General features: G+C 64.8%; 16 protein-coding genes. 7 read left to right on the top strand and 9 right to left on the bottom strand.

The features are described from left to right. Positions 1 to 10: 10 nt before the first annotated feature. Positions 11 to 934, bottom strand: coding sequence for a catalase family peroxidase (locus tag AC5Y4Z_RS00520; protein WP_499960265.1), 924 nt, complete (start codon positions 932 to 934; stop codon positions 11 to 13). Between the two features lie 17 nt (positions 935 to 951). After that, complete coding sequence (locus AC5Y4Z_RS00515; RefSeq protein ID WP_499960264.1) at positions 952 to 1,749, bottom strand: SDR family NAD(P)-dependent oxidoreductase; 798 nt, start codon at positions 1,747 to 1,749, stop codon at positions 952 to 954. Positions 1,750 to 1,949: 200 nt separating this feature from the next. On the opposite strand from AC5Y4Z_RS00515, the gene AC5Y4Z_RS00510 reads away from it, so the two are divergent. From AC5Y4Z_RS00510 to AC5Y4Z_RS00500, 3 genes are all read left to right on the top strand, one after another. After that, positions 1,950 to 2,576 carry a DUF2510 domain-containing protein gene (locus AC5Y4Z_RS00510; RefSeq protein ID WP_499960263.1) on the top strand — a complete coding sequence of 209 codons (627 nt, stop codon included), beginning with the start codon at positions 1,950 to 1,952 and terminating at the stop codon, positions 2,574 to 2,576. Then, positions 2,573 to 2,806, top strand: coding sequence for a hypothetical protein (locus AC5Y4Z_RS00505; protein ID WP_499960262.1), 234 nt, complete (start codon positions 2,573 to 2,575; stop codon positions 2,804 to 2,806). The genes AC5Y4Z_RS00510 and AC5Y4Z_RS00505 overlap by 4 nt, the downstream gene beginning before the upstream one ends. A 109-nt stretch (positions 2,807 to 2,915) precedes the next feature. Further along, positions 2,916 to 4,451 (top strand): long-chain-fatty-acid--CoA ligase, encoded by a 1,536-nt coding sequence (locus tag AC5Y4Z_RS00500; RefSeq protein ID WP_499960261.1) that lies wholly within the window; start codon positions 2,916 to 2,918, stop codon positions 4,449 to 4,451. A gap of 3 nt (positions 4,452 to 4,454) precedes the next feature. Here the strand turns inward: AC5Y4Z_RS00500 and AC5Y4Z_RS00495 are convergent, their stop codons facing one another. From AC5Y4Z_RS00495 to AC5Y4Z_RS00485, 3 genes are read right to left on the bottom strand one after another with little or no spacing between them, the layout of a single operon-like run. Continuing rightward, positions 4,455 to 5,282, bottom strand: a complete 828-nt coding sequence (locus AC5Y4Z_RS00495) for an enoyl-CoA hydratase/isomerase family protein (protein WP_499960260.1) — start codon at positions 5,280 to 5,282, stop codon at positions 4,455 to 4,457. 36 nt (positions 5,283 to 5,318) lie between these two features. Beyond that, the gene (locus tag AC5Y4Z_RS00490; protein ID WP_499960259.1) at positions 5,319 to 5,612 is read right to left on the bottom strand and encodes a hypothetical protein; all 294 of its coding nucleotides are present in this window, start codon (positions 5,610 to 5,612) and stop codon (positions 5,319 to 5,321) included. 28 nt (positions 5,613 to 5,640) lie between these two features. Continuing rightward, positions 5,641 to 6,369 (bottom strand): GNAT family N-acetyltransferase, encoded by a 729-nt coding sequence (locus AC5Y4Z_RS00485; RefSeq protein ID WP_499960258.1) that lies wholly within the window; start codon positions 6,367 to 6,369, stop codon positions 5,641 to 5,643. 238 nt (positions 6,370 to 6,607) lie between these two features. Here AC5Y4Z_RS00485 and AC5Y4Z_RS00480 point away from each other — a divergent pair, with 238 nt between their 5' ends. From AC5Y4Z_RS00480 to AC5Y4Z_RS00465, 4 genes are all read left to right on the top strand, one after another. Continuing rightward, positions 6,608 to 9,628, top strand: coding sequence for a GNAT family N-acetyltransferase (locus AC5Y4Z_RS00480; protein WP_499960257.1), 3,021 nt, complete (start codon positions 6,608 to 6,610; stop codon positions 9,626 to 9,628). Further along, on the top strand, positions 9,625 to 11,523 hold the full coding sequence (locus AC5Y4Z_RS00475) for an APC family permease (protein WP_499960256.1): 1,899 nt from the start codon (positions 9,625 to 9,627) through the stop codon (positions 11,521 to 11,523). The genes AC5Y4Z_RS00480 and AC5Y4Z_RS00475 overlap by 4 nt, the downstream gene beginning before the upstream one ends. A 291-nt stretch (positions 11,524 to 11,814) precedes the next feature. Beyond that, positions 11,815 to 12,990, top strand: coding sequence for a tyrosine-type recombinase/integrase (locus AC5Y4Z_RS00470; RefSeq protein ID WP_499960255.1), 1,176 nt, complete (start codon positions 11,815 to 11,817; stop codon positions 12,988 to 12,990). Next, the gene (locus AC5Y4Z_RS00465) at positions 12,990 to 13,973 is read left to right on the top strand and encodes a hypothetical protein (RefSeq protein WP_499960254.1); all 984 of its coding nucleotides are present in this window, start codon (positions 12,990 to 12,992) and stop codon (positions 13,971 to 13,973) included. The genes AC5Y4Z_RS00470 and AC5Y4Z_RS00465 overlap by 1 nt, the downstream gene beginning before the upstream one ends. A 123-nt stretch (positions 13,974 to 14,096) precedes the next feature. Here AC5Y4Z_RS00465 and AC5Y4Z_RS00460 read toward each other — a convergent pair whose 3' ends face one another. From AC5Y4Z_RS00460 to AC5Y4Z_RS00445, 4 genes are all read right to left on the bottom strand, one after another. Further along, a complete protein-coding gene (locus AC5Y4Z_RS00460) occupies positions 14,097 to 14,579 on the bottom strand; it encodes a hypothetical protein (RefSeq protein WP_499960253.1) in 483 nt (160 codons plus the stop codon). Positions 14,580 to 14,913: 334 nt separating this feature from the next. Next, positions 14,914 to 15,189 carry a hypothetical protein gene (locus AC5Y4Z_RS00455; RefSeq protein WP_499960252.1) on the bottom strand — a complete coding sequence of 92 codons (276 nt, stop codon included), beginning with the start codon at positions 15,187 to 15,189 and terminating at the stop codon, positions 14,914 to 14,916. Between the two features lie 366 nt (positions 15,190 to 15,555). Next, positions 15,556 to 16,836 carry an AAA family ATPase gene (locus AC5Y4Z_RS00450; protein ID WP_499960251.1) on the bottom strand — a complete coding sequence of 427 codons (1,281 nt, stop codon included), beginning with the start codon at positions 16,834 to 16,836 and terminating at the stop codon, positions 15,556 to 15,558. Further along, positions 16,833 to 17,891 (bottom strand): bifunctional DNA primase/polymerase, encoded by a 1,059-nt coding sequence (locus AC5Y4Z_RS00445; protein ID WP_499960250.1) that lies wholly within the window; start codon positions 17,889 to 17,891, stop codon positions 16,833 to 16,835. Before AC5Y4Z_RS00445 ends, AC5Y4Z_RS00450 begins: the two co-directional genes overlap by 4 nt. Positions 17,892 to 17,920: the final 29 nt, after the last annotated feature.

The raw sequence follows: 17,920 nt of genomic DNA, 5'->3' as shown, positions 1-17,920 counted from the left end.
AAGCCAGCACTTACGCGGGCGGCGCTTGCGCGCCCCGGTCGACGCCGGTGCGCAGCTTGACCGACGCCGAGTAGGCCAGGCTGCGGAAGTGCAGCACCGGATCGTCGGACGGCTCGATGCCGTCGGTCACGCGCATGGGGTCGAACACGACGATGTCGCCGCCGTGCTCGCGTTGCGTGTCGAGGCCGGTGATCTCCAGGGTGCCGGCGGTGACGGTCTGGGTGCCGCGCCACGCGGCGGACGGGTCGACGGTCGAGTCGTCGGGGCCGCCGATCTGGACGCGGAAGTCGAATCGCACCGGTCCGCCCGCCAGGCGCGCGTTCAGCTCGTCGGTGAGGAAGTCGGGACCCTCGCCGCGGGCGGCCGGCCCGGTGTCGGTGGCGGCCGGAACCCATTGGTAGCGAACGAATCTCGCGCTGCCGTCGGCGCCAACCCAGCGGAAGGCGTGCAGGCCGTGGTACTCGATGGTGGCGTAGCTCGCCGGGACCTTGTTGGCGTCGCGCAGGACCGGCAGCGCGCCCAGCAGCCGCGGGTGGGTCAGGAGGTGTTTGGCCATGCGCAGCGGCGTCGCCGGGCCCGGCCGCATCGCCTTCAGCAGGTCGACGAACCCGTCCGGCGTGCTGGAGACGAACAGCCGGGCGGTCTGCGTCGACACGTCGGTGGTGGACCCGTCGGGCAGCGTGAACTTCACCGCCATCCCGCGCACGCCGGGCGCGCCGTCGCGCTGGGCCGGGTCGCCCGACCCGTTCGAGAACCGGATCAGCGCCGGGACCGCCGATCCGTCGAGGTGCCGCGCGCGCGAAAGTTCCCGCGCCTGCGCGGTTGCGGTGAACGTGCCGCGGTACAGGGTGCCTTTGGCGTGCAGCGCGCGGCAGCCGGGCTGCGCGCCGCCGGTGCCGCGGATCGCCTCGATCGCCTCGTCGGGAGTGACCATGCGCGAATCCTAGGGCGCTACTCGGGAAAGCCGAAGAGTTTGACGACGCCGTGATCGCGGCCGGCGGTGTAGCCGCCGTCGACGGCGATGGCCTGGCCGCTGACGAACGAGGCGTCCGGCGACAGCAGGAACGCGGCCATCGCCGCGACCTCCTCCGCGCGGCCCAGCCGTTGCAGGGCGTGCTCCTCGGTGATGGAGGCCAGCGGTCCCTCCATCCCCGGGAGGCCGAAAACGCCTTGGGCCATGGGGGTTTCGATGAAGCCGGGGCAGATGGCGTTGGCCCGGATGCCGCTGGGCCCGTAGTCCAGCGCGATGTTCTTGGTGAGGAGAACGACGCCGCCCTTGGCCGCGTTGTAGGAGCTGCCGCCCGCGGTGCCCTCCAATCCCTCGATGCTGGCGACGGTGACGATCGAGCCGCGTTCGCCGTCGACGCGGGGCTGCTCGATCATCCTGGCCAGCGCCGCCTTGGCCACCAGGAACGTGCCGGTCAGGTTGGTCCCGATCACCCGGTCCCACTCCTTGCGCTCGAGCAGGTGCACCGGACCGCCGCCGGCGACGCCGGCCGCGTGGAAGACGCCGTCCAGGCGGTCGGGCACCGCGGCCAGCACCGCGGCGATGGCGTCCTCGTCGGTGATGTCGGCGGTGACGAAATGGAATTCCGGGCCGAGGTCCGGCGGGGAGGCCACGTCCGCGCCGACGACGCTGCCGCCCTCGGCCAGCAGGCGCCTGGCGGTGGCCAGGCCGATGCCCGAAGCCGCGCCCGTCACGACGAAGGTCCGGGACCGGGCGCGATCGGCGTTCACCATGGCAGTCATGGTGGCACACGCGCCTGCGCCGGGGCGGGCGCCCTCGCGGATCGGTAATTCCAAGGCAACTTGGCAAAACCCATAGGATCCTCGGCCCAAAACTGCGACACTTCCTGTGGGACAAGGAGGGCCGGCGCGCCTGCCAAGAATCCTCCAAGCCGCTGGCCGGAGCATAGGCGTGACCACCCGTCCAGAGAGGGGCACCGAACATGACCACACCCCAGCCCGGCTGGTACGACGACCCGGAGAACCCCGCCGCGCAGCGTTATTGGGACGGCCAGAACTGGACTCCGCAGCGCCAGCGGAAGGACACGGCGGCGACGGCGCCCGACCACGCCGCCGCGGCACCACCGCCCCCGCCGCAGACGCCCCCGGCGCCTCCGCCCACCGCGGGGCCTGGCCAGTTCGGGCAACGCAAGATCATCCTCATCGCCGCGGGCGCAGCGGTCGCCGTCGTCGTCGCCATAATCTTCTTTACGGTCGGGGGCGGCGGCGGAAGCCATCCGGTGGACAAGTCTTCGCAGTCCTACAAGATGGGCTTGGCGAGCGGCACCCATGGCGACGCCGAGATGGCCGCCTACGGATACTTCAGCCTCAGCGAAGGGCGGAACATGGCGCCGGTCTCGCACCAGGAGGCGTGCGAGCAGGCGTACAAATCCGACAACAGTCCCATCACCGCGCCAGAAGGCGGGCTCAACAAGACCGACTACATCGCCGGCTGCATGGACGGGCTCGACCAGAACGCCAAATCGCGTGAACCAGGCACAAACACGGTGGTGCCCCCGTCGAAGAAGGGCAGCGACGGTCGCACGGTTCCCAATACGCCGGGCTCGTGAAGCGCAAGCTCGCGGCGAACAAGCCGCTCATCGCCGTCGTGGTCGCGATCGTCATGTCCGCGATCGTGGCGATCTTCGTGTACGGCCTCTCGCCCGGCAGCGCGACCCTGGTGGTCCTTTTGAAGGGGGCCGTGTTCGGGGTGGGACTGCTGATCGTCTGGCTGGTGGTGAGACGCGCCCAACGACGCCAACCGGCCGACGAGGACGGCGCCGAGGTCGGCGAGCCCTGACAACGTCTGTGGCACAGTCGGTTTGACCGGACTCCGCCGCCCGCTGAGGCGCGCTCCGGGCCCGCAGGGCACACTCTTCAGGGATCACACGCACCGCAGCGGAGGGGTTATGCCAGCCGAGACCACGTCCGACACGACGGAGACGCTCGCCGGATTCGTCGAGCGTCACGCCCGGCAGCGGCCCGACGGCATCGCGATCCGCTACGGCGATCGGCAGTGGTCGTGGGCGCAGTGGGCGTCGCGGATCCGGCGCGCGGCCGGGGCGCTGCGGGACGCCGGAGTGCATCGCGGCCAGTGCGTGGCGTTCCTGGACAAGAACCACCCGGCGTGCCTGGAGATTTTGTTCGCCGCCGCCTCGATCGGCGTCGTCGCCACGGTCGTCAACTGGCGGCTGACCGGCGACGAGCTCGCTCACGTGCTCGACGACAGCCGCCCACGCTTGCTTTTCGTCGGCGCCGAGCTGCGGGCCGCCGTCCCCGCGGGCGTCGCGGACTTGGAGCGCATCGTGACCGTCGGCGACGAGTACGAATCCCTGCTCGCCGCAGCGACACCCGCGCCGCCGGCCGATGTCGACGAGGACGAGACCGCGCTGATCATCTACAGCTCCGGCACCACCGGGCGGCCCAAGGGTGTCTTGCTCAGCCAGCGCGCGCTGGCCAACCACGCGGCCAACCTCGCGCCCGCATTCCCGTTCGACGACGGCGACGCAAACCTGGTGTGCATGCCCCTGTTTCACGTCGGCGGGATCGGCTATGCCCTGTTCGGCATCCGGGCCGGGGCGCCGACGATCATGACCCGCGAACCCGACGCCGCGTCGGTGATCGGGGCGGTGCGGGCCGGCGCGACCCACGCGTTCTTCGTCCCGCCGGTGATCGCCCGGTTCGTCGAGGCGGATCCGGCGGCGATCTCGGGCCTGCGCTACATCGTGTACGGCGCCGCGCCGATGCCGTTGCCGTTGCTGCACCGGGCGCTGCACACCTGGCCCGACATCAGCTTCGTGCAGGTGTACGGGCAGACCGAACTGTGCGGGGCGGTCACCGCCCTCGGCGACGCCGACCACCGCGATCCCAACCGGCCCGGCCTGCAACTATCGGCGGGAAAGGCGGTGCTGGGCTGCGAGATTCGCGTCGTCGACACCGAAACCGGCGAGCCACTGCCCGCCGGGGAGGCCGGCGAGATCTGGGTGCGCAGCAACCAGAACATGACCGGCTACCTCAACCGGCCGGAGGCGACCGCCGAGACGATCACCGCCGACGACTGGGTGCGCACCGGTGACGTCGGCCGCCTGGACGCCGACGGCTACGTCTACATCGAGGACCGGATCAAGGACATGATCATCACCGGCGGCGAGAACGTCTACGGGCCCGAGGTGGAAAGCGTGCTGATCGAGCATCCCGCCGTCGCCGACGCCGCGATCATCGGCGTTCCCGACGACTACTGGGGCGAGTCGGTCAAGGCGATCGTCGTCGCCACCCACGAGGTCGATGCGAAAGACATCATCGAGTTCTGCCGCGGTCACCTGGCCGGATACAAGTGCCCGCGCACCGTGGACTTCGTGGAATCGCTGCCCCGCAACCCGAGCGGCAAGATCCTCAAAACCACGCTGCGCGAGCCGCATTGGCGCGGCCGGGCGCGCAATGTTTGACGGTTACAGCCGGCCCTCGGCTCGCAGCTCCGGGTGCACCCAGTCCGGCGAGCGGCGCTGCTTGAACGCCCGGAAGCCTTCCCGGGCCTCGGCGTCGCTCAGGCTGGCGCTCATGCCGATGCGGTCATACAGGCCGAGGTAGCTGTCGATGCTGGACTTGATGACGCCGCGGGCGCGCGGCGCGGTCCGGCACGCCTGCGCCAGTATGTCTTTCGCCTCGGCGAGCAGGCTGTCGTGCGGCACCACCCGGGTGACCAGGCCCCAGTCCAATGCCTCGGCCGCGGTGAGCACCCGGCCGGTGAACATCAGGTCGCGGGTGCGCACCGGCCCGATCAGCCGGACCAGCATCTGGCTGTAGTAGGTGTCGGCGTAGCCGCGGAACAGCTCGGGCACGCGGAAGGTCGCCCGCTCGCTGACCACGGACACGTCGCTGCACAGGGCGATCTGCATGCCGCCGCCCTGGCACAGCCCGTTGACCGCGGAGACGACCGGCTTGGCCGAGGTCCGCACCGCGTCGAACGGGGTCACGTCCATGCCCAGCGCCGAGCCGAAGGTGATCCAGTTGTCGGTGGCTCCCCCGCCGCCCATGTCGCCGCCGGGTGCGAACACGTCGCCGGTCCCGGTGATCAGCAGCCCGGCGAGGTCCGGGTCCTCGCTGACTCGCCCTACTGCGCAACGGATCCCGAAGTACATCGCGGGGGTCAGGGCGTTGCGCGCCTCGGGGCGGTCGATGGTGCAGACGGCGATCGGTCCCTGGCGCTCGAAGGTCAGATACGGCGTGCCCAGCCAATCGCCCTCGGGCGGGCGGGGGGCGCTCTGCGGTGTCGTCACGGCCGCTACTGTAACTCTTTCAGTAGGAGGCCCCGTCTAGCGATACTGCAGCGCGGCGGTCGCGGTCGTCTGGGCGGCGTCGGCGATCACGGCGGCCAGCTGGTCCTGCAGCGCGGCCGTGGCCTCGCCGACCGGCTTGTCGCAGAAGCGGCACTGCGTCGTGAACTGCGGCTGCTCGTGTTCGTCCGGCCAGAAGCGGCGCGGGCCGACGGCGGCGCCGGGGTCGTACTGGACCGTCTGGTGCGGGGCCTCCTTGAGGATCCGGCCCACGGGGTGGCGTTGCGGGCATTCGAGTTTCAGCACGCCGATCCCCTCCTGGTTGCCGACCATCGTCACCCTCCTCTCTTGGTCTTGGTCATTATTCGCCGAGCGGGGGAATCGCGATCCGTGCGTAGTCGCTCATCGGGTGCAACGGGACCGTGTCGCGGCCGCGGTACCAGGCCAGCAGGCGTTGTCCCTCCGCGTCGTCGGCCCGCGGAAAGTCGCTGCCCTCCCCCGAGTCCCGAAAGTACTCGAGGATGAAGTTCGTGAGAAGCTCTGTCGCAACTGGGTTTTCGGGGGCAGCCTCGCCGGGGTTCAGGACGGTCAGGAACAGGTCGTAGACGCGCTTCTTTTCCGGGTCGAGCCGCGGCTGGAAGTACGGGCCGACCACCACCTGCGCGCCGCGCCGCGCATAGAACGCCGCACGCCGCTTCGGGTCGATGTCGCCGAGCACAGGATGACGGCGCGGATCTTCGACCTCGGCCAGCACGACGTCGGCGTCCTCGTACCATCGCTGCTCGGCGGCGTCCATCAACGCGTGACCGATGCCGCCGCCGCGCAGGCCGGGCTTCACCGCGAGGTAGCCGATCAACAGCACGCGCGAGCGCGGATAGCGGTATCCCACGATGCAGCCGACGGGCGTTTCGCCGTCGAACGCGCACAATCCCCTGGCCGCGCCGCCGTCGGCCAGCCCGCCGAGGATCGTGGGCAGCGGATCGAGCTCGTCGGGCCCGAACGACGGGGCGAGGATCTCGCGATAGATGTCCTCGACGACGCCGGCGCTCAGCTCGGACCGCATGTCGCGGACCCGTATCCCGGTGGTCACCCCTTGATGCTGCCATTATTTTTGTCCGCTCTAGGGGACGTTTCGGCGCGCTCTGTGAGATATTTAAGCCCCGACGAAGCGCCCAACGCGTTGCGGAAGAGGTTCTCACCGTGTCGCAGATCCCGGTAACCCGTCGACCCGGCCACGGGCCGTTGGTCGCATGCAAACGCTGAACTATCTGCAGAGTCTCTGGGGGAAATTCACCTTCCTCCTGGCGGTAAGCGCGCTTCTTATCCTGGTGTACCGCCAGCTCATTCCGAGCTGGCGACTGCTGCGGCGCAGCCTGCCCCAGCACGGCCGCAATAACCTGTCCCTGCAGGCCACCGCGACGTTGTTCAAGCTGATGGTGCATGGCTTGCAGCTGCGCTCGCTGTCCAAGGCGACGCGGCTGCGCATCGAAATCGAGCTGCTGGACCGGGCGCCCGAAAAGCCGCTCCGGGTGCGGTCGAACAGCGATCAGGAATACGCCGCCGTCAAAGAGGAATGGAAGCTCGCGACCAAGAAGTGGTCGGACCGGATCAACCGGCGCCTGGAAAAGATCGCGAAGCAGGAAGAAGCCGACCGGACAATCGTTCTCGACAACTGTCAGGCGCTGCTCGGCGACGACAACATCGCGCGTTACTTCAACGCCTGCGGGGAAACCAGCTTTTTGTCCAAGGTGACGATCAAATCCGGCTTCGTGGTGCCGCTGCACCTGCTGACCGGCGTGCTGGCCTACAACGACGAGCAGTGGAAGCCCGTCGTCGACGCGTACGGGCGGTCGGTCATCCGCCCGGACGACCCGTTGCGGTATAAGAAGGCACGCAAGTTGCAGTCGTTCATCTTCGACTGCTGGCTGCTGTGGGGACCCAGCACCCCCATCTGCACCTGCCCGGAATGGCACGGCGAGGTGGCGCTGCAGTACGGCTACGGCGACGAGAACACGTCGCTGACGTTGCGGTGTTCGTCGCCGGAGATCCTTCGCACGCTGGCGGGCCCCGACGGCGGCGCCGAGGACGGACTCGCGTTGCGGGCCCACGTTTCCGGCACGCTGAAGTGGGGCCCGGGCCTGGGCACCGCCGGGTTCTGCCCGGCCCAGGTCGCCATCTGGCAAGACCAGCGGCTGGTCCTCGACGTCGTCGGCGAGGCCGACGGGATCCGCCCGGCCGGCGGCACCGAGGAGCAGGTGTTCGCGCAGTATTACTCGGCCTACCTGTGGATCATCTTCGTGATGTGCGAGGAGGACCCCGACGCTCCGGAACCCCGGCCGCGCAACCCTTCTCACAAATGGCGGGACCTCATCCCGTTTTTCATTCACGCCAACGTCGCCGACCGCGAGGCCTACGACTTCTACGCCAACCAACTCGCGCGCGGCGCGGTCGAAGCGGCGATGGAGATGCTGCACGCCGAACCCGACCTCGTGCTCCGATTCGCATGCGCGATCGACGAGACCGGCTGCGGCTACCACATGCGCTACGAGGTGCCGCTGGAGAAGATCTCGGTGCGGATGCAACGCTTCGCGGACAAGGCGCAACTGAACGAGCGCCACGGAAGGGCGTTGCGCCGGTTGCGGTTTGACGCGGACGGCAGCGACCCGTTCCGCGGCGGTGACTACTCCGCCTGCGCGCTGCCGGAAATCGTGAACGACTACTACCGGGACATCGAGGAGGAGGCGCCCACCTTCCACGAGTTGCGCTCCACCCGCGACACCGACCTCGACCTGTTGAGAGCCTTCTACGACGACTGCTTCGTGCCCGAATTCCCGGACGAGAACGAACGCGAAACCTATGACGAGATAGAAAACTATCTGCGCCTCAAGGAAACCGGGTGGTACGGCAAGAACAACTACCACGTCATCGTCGTGCTGGGCAGCGATAACAAACCGATCGGCGGCGCTATCGCCGACTACCTCAACGAACCCAACGCCGGGGTGATCGAGTACATCGTCATCCAACCCGAACACCGGCGGACGGGATGGGGGCGCCGGCTGCTGGAAGAGACCGAGCGCACCCTGCACGACGACGCGGACAAGAGCCGCAATTGCCCGCTCGACTGGATCGCCGCGGAGATCGACGATCCCTTTGTCACCCAACGCGCGTTGCATGGCATCGACCCGTTCGCGGTTGCCAGGACCTGGCACAACTGGGGCTATCGGTTCCTCGACTTCCCTTACGTGCAACCGGCCCTCGCCGACGAGAAGAGCCCCGTCGACACGATGTTGCTGAGCGCCAAGCTGTGCGCCGGCGGGAGGTTCGACGAGAAGCGCAGCGGCGCCGAGGTTTCCGTCGTTCCGAAACAAACGGTGAAGACCCTCCTCTACGAGTACCAGCGCTGGGCGATGCGAATTCCCAAGCCGCAGGAGGGCGCCGCGTTCACCGCGATGTGCAAGTTCCTCGACGCCCGAGACGGTGTCGAGCTGAAGAGCCTCGGCACCTACCTGGGCTGGGAAACCCAGCAGCGCCTGCACGTCAACGAGGTCATCAAGGACGGCGACCCCGAACTCGACCGTGCCGTCGGCTTTTACGAGCGGGTGTTCAAGGGCAAGGACACGGCGATCGACGGCGAAGCGTTTCGCAACGCTTTCAAACCGGCGAACGGCTCCACTGACCGGCACGCCTATCGCTACCACCTGTGGACGCTGCGCAGCGACGCCCGCGCGAAGGAATGCGACGGGATGGCGTCGTTCCTGCGAACACCGAACGCGGGCTTCTGCGGTCCCCTGGGCGTGCTCGGCCCGTTGCGCGATCACGAGGTGCTGCGGACCCTCGTCGCCCGCGTCGAGGAGCGGATGGTGCGCGACGGCGGGCACGTCGTCCGCGAGGGCGAGCAGCTGGTGCGCGACGGCGAGCAACAGGTGCAGCAGGGCCGGCGGAAAGGCCGGTTCGGGGCCGGCCGGGACATGGTCCGCGACGGCGAAAAGAAGGTGCGGGACGGACGGAAGAAGCTTCGCGAGGACGAGCCGGCGGCCCGCGACGGGATGGGCGCCCGCGGCTGGTACCTCGAGTGCGACGACGAGGCCCAACGAGACTCGTTGGCGCGGCTGGGCTTCTGGGACGTCGACGTCGAATACGCGGGCTCAAAACCCGACGGCGCGCCTCGCCTCATGTACAAGCCGTTCGGGCGGGTGTACGACGCACCGCCGATCATCCACAAGGAAGCGTTTGAGCAAGCCGTTCGTGAGATCGGTCAGTACTTCTCCTGCTCCGACAAGCTTTCCCGGGTCGCGCAGAGCATCAGCGAGGTCAAAATCAAGTCGAGGCACCCGGTCGGCGGGCCGTGACCGCGCGCACGTCGGGTGTCTGGGTCACCTACAAGGGTTTGCGGTCCGGGACGCTCAGCCTGGCCGAAAACGTCGTCATCGCAGTCACTTCGGTCGCCCCCGCCTATAGTTTGGCCGCGGCGCTGGCGGCGCTCGTGGCCGTCGCGGGCCCCAAGACCCCGTCGCTGTTCATCGTCGGTTTTGTTCCGGTGGTGTTCACCGCCTTGGCGTTTCGCGAGCTGGCCCGCGACGCCCCGGACTGCGGTTCCACCTTCACCTGGGCCACGCGGGCCTTCGGGCCCTGGGTCGGGTGGATCGGCGGCTGGGCTCTGGTCATCTCGGCCACGGTGGCCGTCGGCAACGCCGCGCAGGTCGCGGCGGTCTACCTGCTGGAGGCATTCGACCTCGATTCGCTCGCGCATTCGGCGCCCACGCGGATCGCGGTGGGCGGCGCGGCGGTGGTGATCGTCGTCGCGCTCTTCGCGTTGCGGTGGCGGGGCCTCGAGCGCACCGAGCGGTCCCGGTCGGCCGCGCGGCTGCTGGTGGCCGAGGTCGTGCTACTGGTGCTCGTCGGCGTCGCCGCGCTGGTGGCCCTCAGTCCGCGCGCGCATTCGCCGGCGACCCAACTGGCCGTCGGCGCCTCGCTGGTCGCGCTGATAGTCGTCCTGTGCCTGCGGGGCATCGACGGCACCCAGCGCTACCAGGCCGCGCTGCTGGCCGTCGAGCTGTTAATGCTGTTGGTGCTCAGCGCTTTCGCGTTGGTCAAGGTCTACACCCACCACGCCGGGCCGCAGGCGGTGCTGCCGCAGCCGGGCTGGCTGTTGCCCACCGGGTTGTCGGCGTCCCATATCGCCAGCGGCACCGTCCTGTGCGTGTTCGCGTATTGGGGGTGGGACGCGCCCCTGTCGGTCGCGGAGGAGGCCGAAAGCCCGCGCAAGAACCCCGGCCGCGCCGCCATCCTGGCCACGGTCATCCTTTGCGGGACATACGTTCTGGTGAGCGTGGCCCTGCAGGCCTTCGCCGGCTTCGGCGCCACCGGAATCGGTCTGACGAACCCGGCGCACGCCAACGACGCGCTCAGCGTCCTGGGCGACCCGGTGCTCGGCGGCGGGCTGGCGGTGCTGCTCTTGCTGGCGATCAGCTCGTCGTCGCTGGGCGCGGTGCTGACCTATGCGGCGCCCACCGCGCGCACGGTGCTGGCCATGGCCGTGTACCGGGCGGTGCCGCGGCGGTTCGCGCTGGTTCATCGCCACTACCAGACGCCCTGGGTGGCGACCGTCGTGATCGGCGCGGGCGGGTTTGCGATCTATTGCGTCATGACGCTGTTCAGCCAGAATTCGTTGCCGGACATGGTGTCCTCGCTCGCGTTGGTGACCACGTTCTACTACGCGCTGACCGCCTATGCGTGCGTGTGGACCTTCGGCCGGCGCGGCGAGCTCGTCGACTCGGTGCGGAACTTCTGGGTGCGCGGCGCGCTGCCGCTGCTGGGTGCGCTGGCGATGACGGCGGCCTTCCTCAAGACCGCCGTCGACAGCTTCTCGCCCACGTACGGCAAGACCCACTTCGGCCCCGTCGGCGGCGTGTTCATCATGGGCGTCGGGCTGCTGGTGCTGGGCGTCCCGCTCGCCGTGCTCTACGCGAGGGGCGAGAACCTCAAGGCCTTCCTCAAGGCGTCCGTTGCGAGCGAGTCCCGCGGCGCCGTCGCCGCCAACCTCAGGGAGTTGTTCAACGCGCAGACCGGCAACGCCTTCTTCCGGGGCGAGACGCTCAACGCCGACACCCGGATCACCGACGTGGATCAGTGGTTCGGCGAGGCCGGCTCGAATCATCGGGATTCCGGGCCGCGAGGATCGTCTTTCGAGGCCGCCCGCGGCCGGGCTCAAGAGCCCGCGCTGTCGGGATCTTCCGACGATTGAGAGCGGCTTATATCGCCTCGACCTGGGGAAATGGTGTGTGGTCCCGGCTGGGATCGAATTAGCCGTGGCATCTCGCGCCGATAGCGCGAAAACCAGCTGATTTATCGGTCTACCTGCGCATTCATCGAATACTATCCCTGTAAGTTCCGGCAACCTCCGGCAAGCATATACAAGGCTGGATCGCACAGTGATAGCATGGGATAGCAAAACACCGTGGTCACAGCTATAGACGGCTGGTTTCATAGCAAACCAACTTCAAACCGGATCGAACGAAGCCCAAAGGAAAACGCAATGAGCGCGACCAAAAACCATCGCGGATGGGGATATATCCGCCAGCTTCCCAACAAATCAAAACGCTGGCAGGCGTCCTACATTGGTCCCGATGGAAAGCGTCACAACGCGCCGACCACCTTCGAAACGAAAATGAACGCTGAGCTATGGCTTGGCCGGGAACGTCGCATGATGGATGACGCGGTGCTCGGTATCGGGGTTTGGACCTCACCATCAGCCAGGGCCGAAGTCGAATCCGTCAACAAAGAGGCGCTGAGCAATTTCGCAAAGCGATGGATCGAACAGCGAAACATCAAACCGCGCACCCGAATCCATTACGAATCGATCCTGACTGACCACATCGAACCGAAGCTAGGCAACGTCGCCGTTTCGGCTCTCACATCGCAAACGGTGCGAAGTTGGTATGCCGCAACGCTTACCGACCGGCCAACGCTTCGCAGTCACGCTTACGGATTGCTGAAGTCGATTTGCGCGACGGCGGTCAAAGATGGGCTGATCGACCGCAACCCCTGCCAGATCGACGGCGCGGCCACGGTCAAATCCAAGACGCAAGCCAATGTCCCATCCGTTACCGAACTGGCTCAGATTGCCGACACGATCAAACCAGAACCGTTTAAGGCTCTCGTGCTGATCAGCGCGTGGTGCGGTTTGCGTTACGGCGAAGTCGGCGAACTCAGACGCAAAGATATCGGTAAAGGTTGCGAAGTCATCAGCGTTGGCCGTGCTTTCACGCATCGCGAAGGTTGCCGGATCGACACACCCAAGAGCGGAAAGCCGCGAATCGTTGTGGTACCACCGCACATTCGTGACGATATCGCCGCGCATCTGGATTCGTTCGTTGACGATGACCCCGAAGCGTTATTGTTTGAGCCAGTGCGCAAGGGTTGCCATCTGAGCGACAAGGTGATTCGTGATGCTTTGGCCCCGGCGCTGATATCTCTTGGTTTGCAACACATTCGGATTCACGATTTGCGTCACTTCGCCGGAACGCAGGTCGCTCGCGTCGGCAACCTGGTCGAGACGATGAACCATCTTGGACATTCAACCGTGACAGCTTCGCTTCGCTATCAGCATCAGGTGAGCGGTCGTGATGCTGAGATCGCCGCCGCGCTTTCGGCGCTGGCTGCCAAACCGAAGCTCGCCGTTGTGCCCGCCGAGTCGAGCGCATCAGCCTGATGAGCGAACCGAACCCGATGGATTTTCTGAAGCTTCTGATGCACAGAACACAGATGGTAGAAATCTTGGGTCGAACGAAGGCCAAGGCGGAACGCGGTGCGCAGCTGCGACAGTGGGCTATGGGTGTTATGCGGCACTTGGTCGACGCCGGTAGCAGTCTCGCTCTGGACGATGCTGACTTCATGACCGATTACGCACGTGACATGGTGAGCGCAACGGCCGCGTTTCCGACCATGAACGCAATTGACGGAATTATCGCAATCGCCGAGTTAATAGCTGGCAGAGACGATTCCGAAGGACGGGTAGGCTCGAATAACAGTCACACAGCGTCTTTGCTGACGTTGAGCCGCATGGCAACTGAGTCGTCGGCGCGAACAATTTGGCTTCTGTCGAACACGAATCGGGAAATGCGACGGAGCCTCAGTGTGCGCTTCACCGCAGCAGAGCTAAACGCGCAGAAGGGATTTCATTCTTCATCGCGAAAGTGGTTCAAGGTCGGCGGCGGCAAGAACCAACCGACCGAGGAAGCGAAGTTCCTTGAACACGTACGGTTGTTCGACAACCGCCTGAAGATGTTGGAAGACGGCATGAATCAAACTCCGAAGGCCAAGGTCATCAGTAACGCTGATCTTGTGTCGGCGGCTGCGGGATGGCTCGACAAGCACCCTCCCCGCCACGAACCGGATGGCCCGTTCGGTAATGCGTTTGGATTCGAAGATGTAGCTGCTTCGTTCTACAACGTCAGCTCGGGCATGGTTCATGGTCTTAAGTGGATAACGGATTACATGCCCAACGGTGAGGTTGACCTGACTCGGGTAGTCGCGGAAGCCGTAAACAATGCCGTCGCGATGGCAGAGTGTGCGGTGGGGCTGTTTGAGGCGCAAGCCCAGAACTGGGACGACGACACCGACAGGCCGCGACTGTACCCAGAGCATTTACAACAGACCATCGAAACGTGGGCGTGGCTCTACCCGGTCGAGTAATCCGGCTGATGCTTCACCAGCCGGTATTACCAGGTCAGAGCGCATTTCGGCAATTGCTGTGCTATCCACGTGCGATGCGCATTTTCAAGCGGTATGAATATCGTTGTGCTCCAATGCTTTTCGCTACCCAGTGCGACCCGGCGGCAAAGCTCGCTGCTCAAGTATTGCCGCGCGCCTGGTCTCGGCAGCCTGACGCTGCAATCGGGCTATCTCGTCGCGGGCATCCTCTAGCGGCATCAGGCCGCCCAGTGGCCGCGAAGGCGGGTCCAACGGTGAGGCTGTGTCGAACGCTGAGCCATTTTCACGCAAGCCACGTGTGTTCGGTTGGGTGTAGTCGTTCAAACCGTCATCGTCATCGCCATCTAGATCGTCGATGATCTGCGCCTCAATTGGCTCATGGTTTGGCGCGGGCAACTCGCGCGGTTGATCGCCCGCCAGGGCGGTGCGGTGTGCAGCGCGAGAGGTAACTTCCATCTGCTCAAACACGCTCTCGTAGGGCTTGGCCACGATTTCCAGTTCGGTTTTGGCGCTGAGCCCACCGCGATCAAGAGCGTCCTTGATGGCCGCGAGCTTCACCGAATCTGAAACGTTGTCGTCGGTCGTCATTTTCAGAAGCTCACGGGCCAGGCGGTCGGCGGCGTTCTGTAAGCGAACACGTGCTGCGTTCTGGACTTGCTTTGCGGCTCCGCCGTGCACTCGGCATACCTTCGCCCCGGCTATCGCGAACTTTCGGCACGGTTCACCATCTGTTCTGCGAGCCGCACACCGTGATCCTTTGTACTGATCCCACTTTGATTGGTTCGGATTCTCATCGGTTCGACCGCTGAAGTTATGTCTCATCTTTTGGTGTGCATGCCAAATCGCTTGCACTTGTTCACTTGTGAGCGGGTCTAAACCAGAATTTTCGTTAATGTACTCGGTTAGAGAATCATAGTATTCGTCAACTGGAAGCATCATCGTCTCCGTTACCTGCTATTTCCCATTGCAAATCGATTCGCCATCGCAGACAGCTTGTCTCCCCGTCGTTGATATCTGAATAAATCGGGTTCTGATCGAACACAACGTTTGTGTTGAAAAGCGTTCGAACCAGTAGGCTTAATCCTTCACCTAAATACTGGCCGGCCAAAATAATATCTTTGTCGTGTGTGGTTCCTGGCCGCATCGCATCACGTGTATTGAGGAAATCCAATAGAGCGTCTTGGATTTTCGTCGTCAACCTGAGCGCTCTACGATGGCCACTACACAACCCAGCTAGATCGGCTATACCGTCACAATAATCCGCACGGCACCTTAGTATCGGGGTCGTGGCCAAAGCTTCTACGCTCATGATCTATTATTCCGTTTTGTTAGCGTTCATGATTTAACTAGTCCTTCCGCGGATTGTCATTTGACAATGATTTAGATTTGAACCCATCTCGTCTCATACCAGCCTCGGTTAACCCCGAGTCCGATGCCTGGTTAACCGACATCGCCCGATGGTTAAGAAACACCTGGTCATCGGTTCATAACGCTTAATCCTCCTAGGGGAAGGATTAAGCGAAAACGGTTAACCGGAAATCGATGGTTAAGCGTGGTTAAGTGATTAATCGACACCGCCCGACCCTCCCGTCTTGCTCGCCTTCATCGGGATCACCTTCGCGCCACCTCGGCTCATCGGCACCGCACTGCCCAACCGGAACAGCTTGGCCTTGCCCTGTGTGCGCTCGTCCAGCCAGCCGCGTTCGACCGCGAGCTTGCGCCCACGCCGCACCTCAGCGCTTTGCCTGCCGGTTGCCGACACTCCGACTTCCATCATGAGATCGTCGGCGGTCAGATCGCCACGTTTCCCGCGCTTGAGCCGTGCCGCCATCGCGTCATAAAGCCTCAGCGCCCACAGTTCCCCGGATTCGGAAACTCGGCTGCCGCCGCCAGTTGCGCTGTAGATGCGGGTTTGAACGTCATAGTCGATTTCGAATTCGGAGATGTTGACGTCGCGACCGAAAACGCCGATATAGCGCTTCGTGTCCAGCGGCGCATCGGTGTAGTTACCGTCACCACCGGGTTCATAGCGCAGCGTCATGCTCATGTCGGGCTTGTCGCCCATCGCGCTGGCGCCACGTCCACGGTTGGCGGCGTCTTCGGAAAACCCGGTGTGGTGACCGATCCATGATCCGCGCAAATTCGCCTCTAGCACAAGGGTTTCGAAGACAGCCCACCATCTTAAAAAGGTCGTGTTCGGATCGCCGTTACCCCACCGACCGGCGTCGTAGAACGCCACCAGCGGATCAAGAAACACGACCGAAATCGCTTCATCGCGAAGCCAATTGGTCAACCAGCTGAGAGTGCGAGGGTTGCTGAAATCTAGCGATCCGTGCTGGCGTCCGTGGTAAGGCACAAGGCGCTTTTTCGCCTCATCGGGCAGACCCATATCCGAAAACCACTGATTGAACTGAGCTTTCGGCAGCTCCATATTCAAAAACGCCACGCGGCAGTCAGAGTCGGTGTTGACGTCAAATCGCCCGAGAAACGGGGTGTGGGTCACCAGCGACCGCGCCGCGTTCATCATCAGCGTGGTTTTGCCAGCCTTTTTCTGCGCGTTCAGTTGCAGGTTGCCCGACCACAGCCCATCGAAAATGTAATCGACCTCGGGTGTTTCCTCGTCTAGCTGCTCGTAGAGCGAGAGCGGTTTCGGTGGCGGTGTCCAGCCTCGCCCGGCCTCATGCTCGCGCACCGCTGCGCGTATGCGGGCCGTTCTGAGCGCGTCGCTAAGATCGGCGACCAACTCGTCGTCATCTGGGTACTGACCCCAAAGGCCGGCGAATTGCTCTCGATCCAGGTTGAAACCGTCCGTGCTGCTTTCGGGTTCGTCGTCTTGGCCGCTCACGCTGGCCGCCTCTTCTGTGCTGAATAGCCGAAGCGACCGCGCTGGGTTCGGTAAGCGAAACGCCTGACGGGCCGTGAACCGTTGCGGTGACCAGTGCCGTAGTCGCCGGTTGCCTCTTGCAAAATCTCTTTGCGGCTGCGGCTCAATGCGTAACCGACGCCGTTGGCCACCAGGCGCGAGAATTCGTGCTGATCGAACTTGGCAGGTTCGCCGCGCTTTTTGTAGCTTTCCAGCATCGCCGCGCCGACACCCGCAACCGCGCTGGACAACGGGTAGAAACCGACGCGCGCCTCACACGCCGCAATCCGTAAGGCATTGCGGGTCAGGTTCCGGGTGCCCGACCTCGCTTCGCGGATCGCTTTGACCGGGCCGGTCAGGGCTTTCGGTCGGCTATTGCCGGTCCAATCGGCCAGCGCTTCTATGACAAGCTCGCCGGTCGCCTCTATCGTGTTCACACCACCCGCCCTGGCGGTCCCAAGAGGTCGCAGGTAGCCCCGCGCTTCATCAGGCAATGGCGGCACGATGCCGATCGACAGCCACCGATACTCGCCGCCCTCGTCGGCTTTGGCGTGCGGTGACGGTTCGGCGATGATCACGGTATTGCCGGAACGGATTTCCCCAGCGGAAGTGCCATCCGCGAGCTTGAGGTCACCGGACACGAAAATCTCGGAGCTGGCGAACACGTAGTGGCCGCGAGCACCGCCATGGCGGCGGGTTCGCTGAAAGCGCCCAAGCGTCAGCCAACTGATTTCGTCGCGGATCAAATCAACATCCAGATCGAAAGCAACTAGACCAGATTTCCCCGTATGTATTGCGATACCGGCATCAGGGTTCAAATCCCAAAAGTATTCAACAACGTCAGGATCGCGCGTGGATTGTTCTGGCCAACCACGACCAACGATGCTGCCAGGATGCTTGCCGGTTTTCACCGGCAATACGCAAAGGCCCGCGTTGGCGTACGCCACAGCGGCGTCAAAAGCGTTCAGACCGCTAACGGCAGGGATAAGCGGCGTTTCACATTGGCCGCTATCGGCGGTCTGTGGTTGAATTGACATTAGATCGGTCCTCCACCTGATCTATTCGG

Source organism: Mycobacterium sp. NGS63, from assembly GCF_059812295.1.
Note: the sequence above shows the minus strand (reverse complement) of the source record. Positions and strands in the feature narration are given on the sequence as shown.

Bases quoted from the DNA above. Each gene is read 5' to 3' on its own strand.
- AC5Y4Z_RS00520 (WP_499960265.1), bottom strand. From the start codon at position 934: ATGGTCACTCCCGACGAGGCGATCGAGGCGATCCGCGGCACCGGCGGC.
- AC5Y4Z_RS00515 (WP_499960264.1), bottom strand. From the start codon at position 1,749: ATGACTGCCATGGTGAACGCCGATCGCGCCCGGTCCCGGACCTTCGTC.
- AC5Y4Z_RS00510 (WP_499960263.1), top strand. From the start codon at position 1,950: ATGACCACACCCCAGCCCGGCTGGTACGACGACCCGGAGAACCCCGCC.
- AC5Y4Z_RS00500 (WP_499960261.1), top strand. From the start codon at position 2,916: ATGCCAGCCGAGACCACGTCCGACACGACGGAGACGCTCGCCGGATTC.
- AC5Y4Z_RS00490 (WP_499960259.1), bottom strand. From the start codon at position 5,612: ATGGTCGGCAACCAGGAGGGGATCGGCGTGCTGAAACTCGAATGCCCG.
- AC5Y4Z_RS00470 (WP_499960255.1), top strand. From the start codon at position 11,815: ATGAGCGCGACCAAAAACCATCGCGGATGGGGATATATCCGCCAGCTT.
- AC5Y4Z_RS00465 (WP_499960254.1), top strand. From the start codon at position 12,990: ATGAGCGAACCGAACCCGATGGATTTTCTGAAGCTTCTGATGCACAGA.
- AC5Y4Z_RS00460 (WP_499960253.1), bottom strand. From the start codon at position 14,579: ATGACGACCGACGACAACGTTTCAGATTCGGTGAAGCTCGCGGCCATC.
- AC5Y4Z_RS00445 (WP_499960250.1), bottom strand. From the start codon at position 17,891: ATGTCAATTCAACCACAGACCGCCGATAGCGGCCAATGTGAAACGCCG.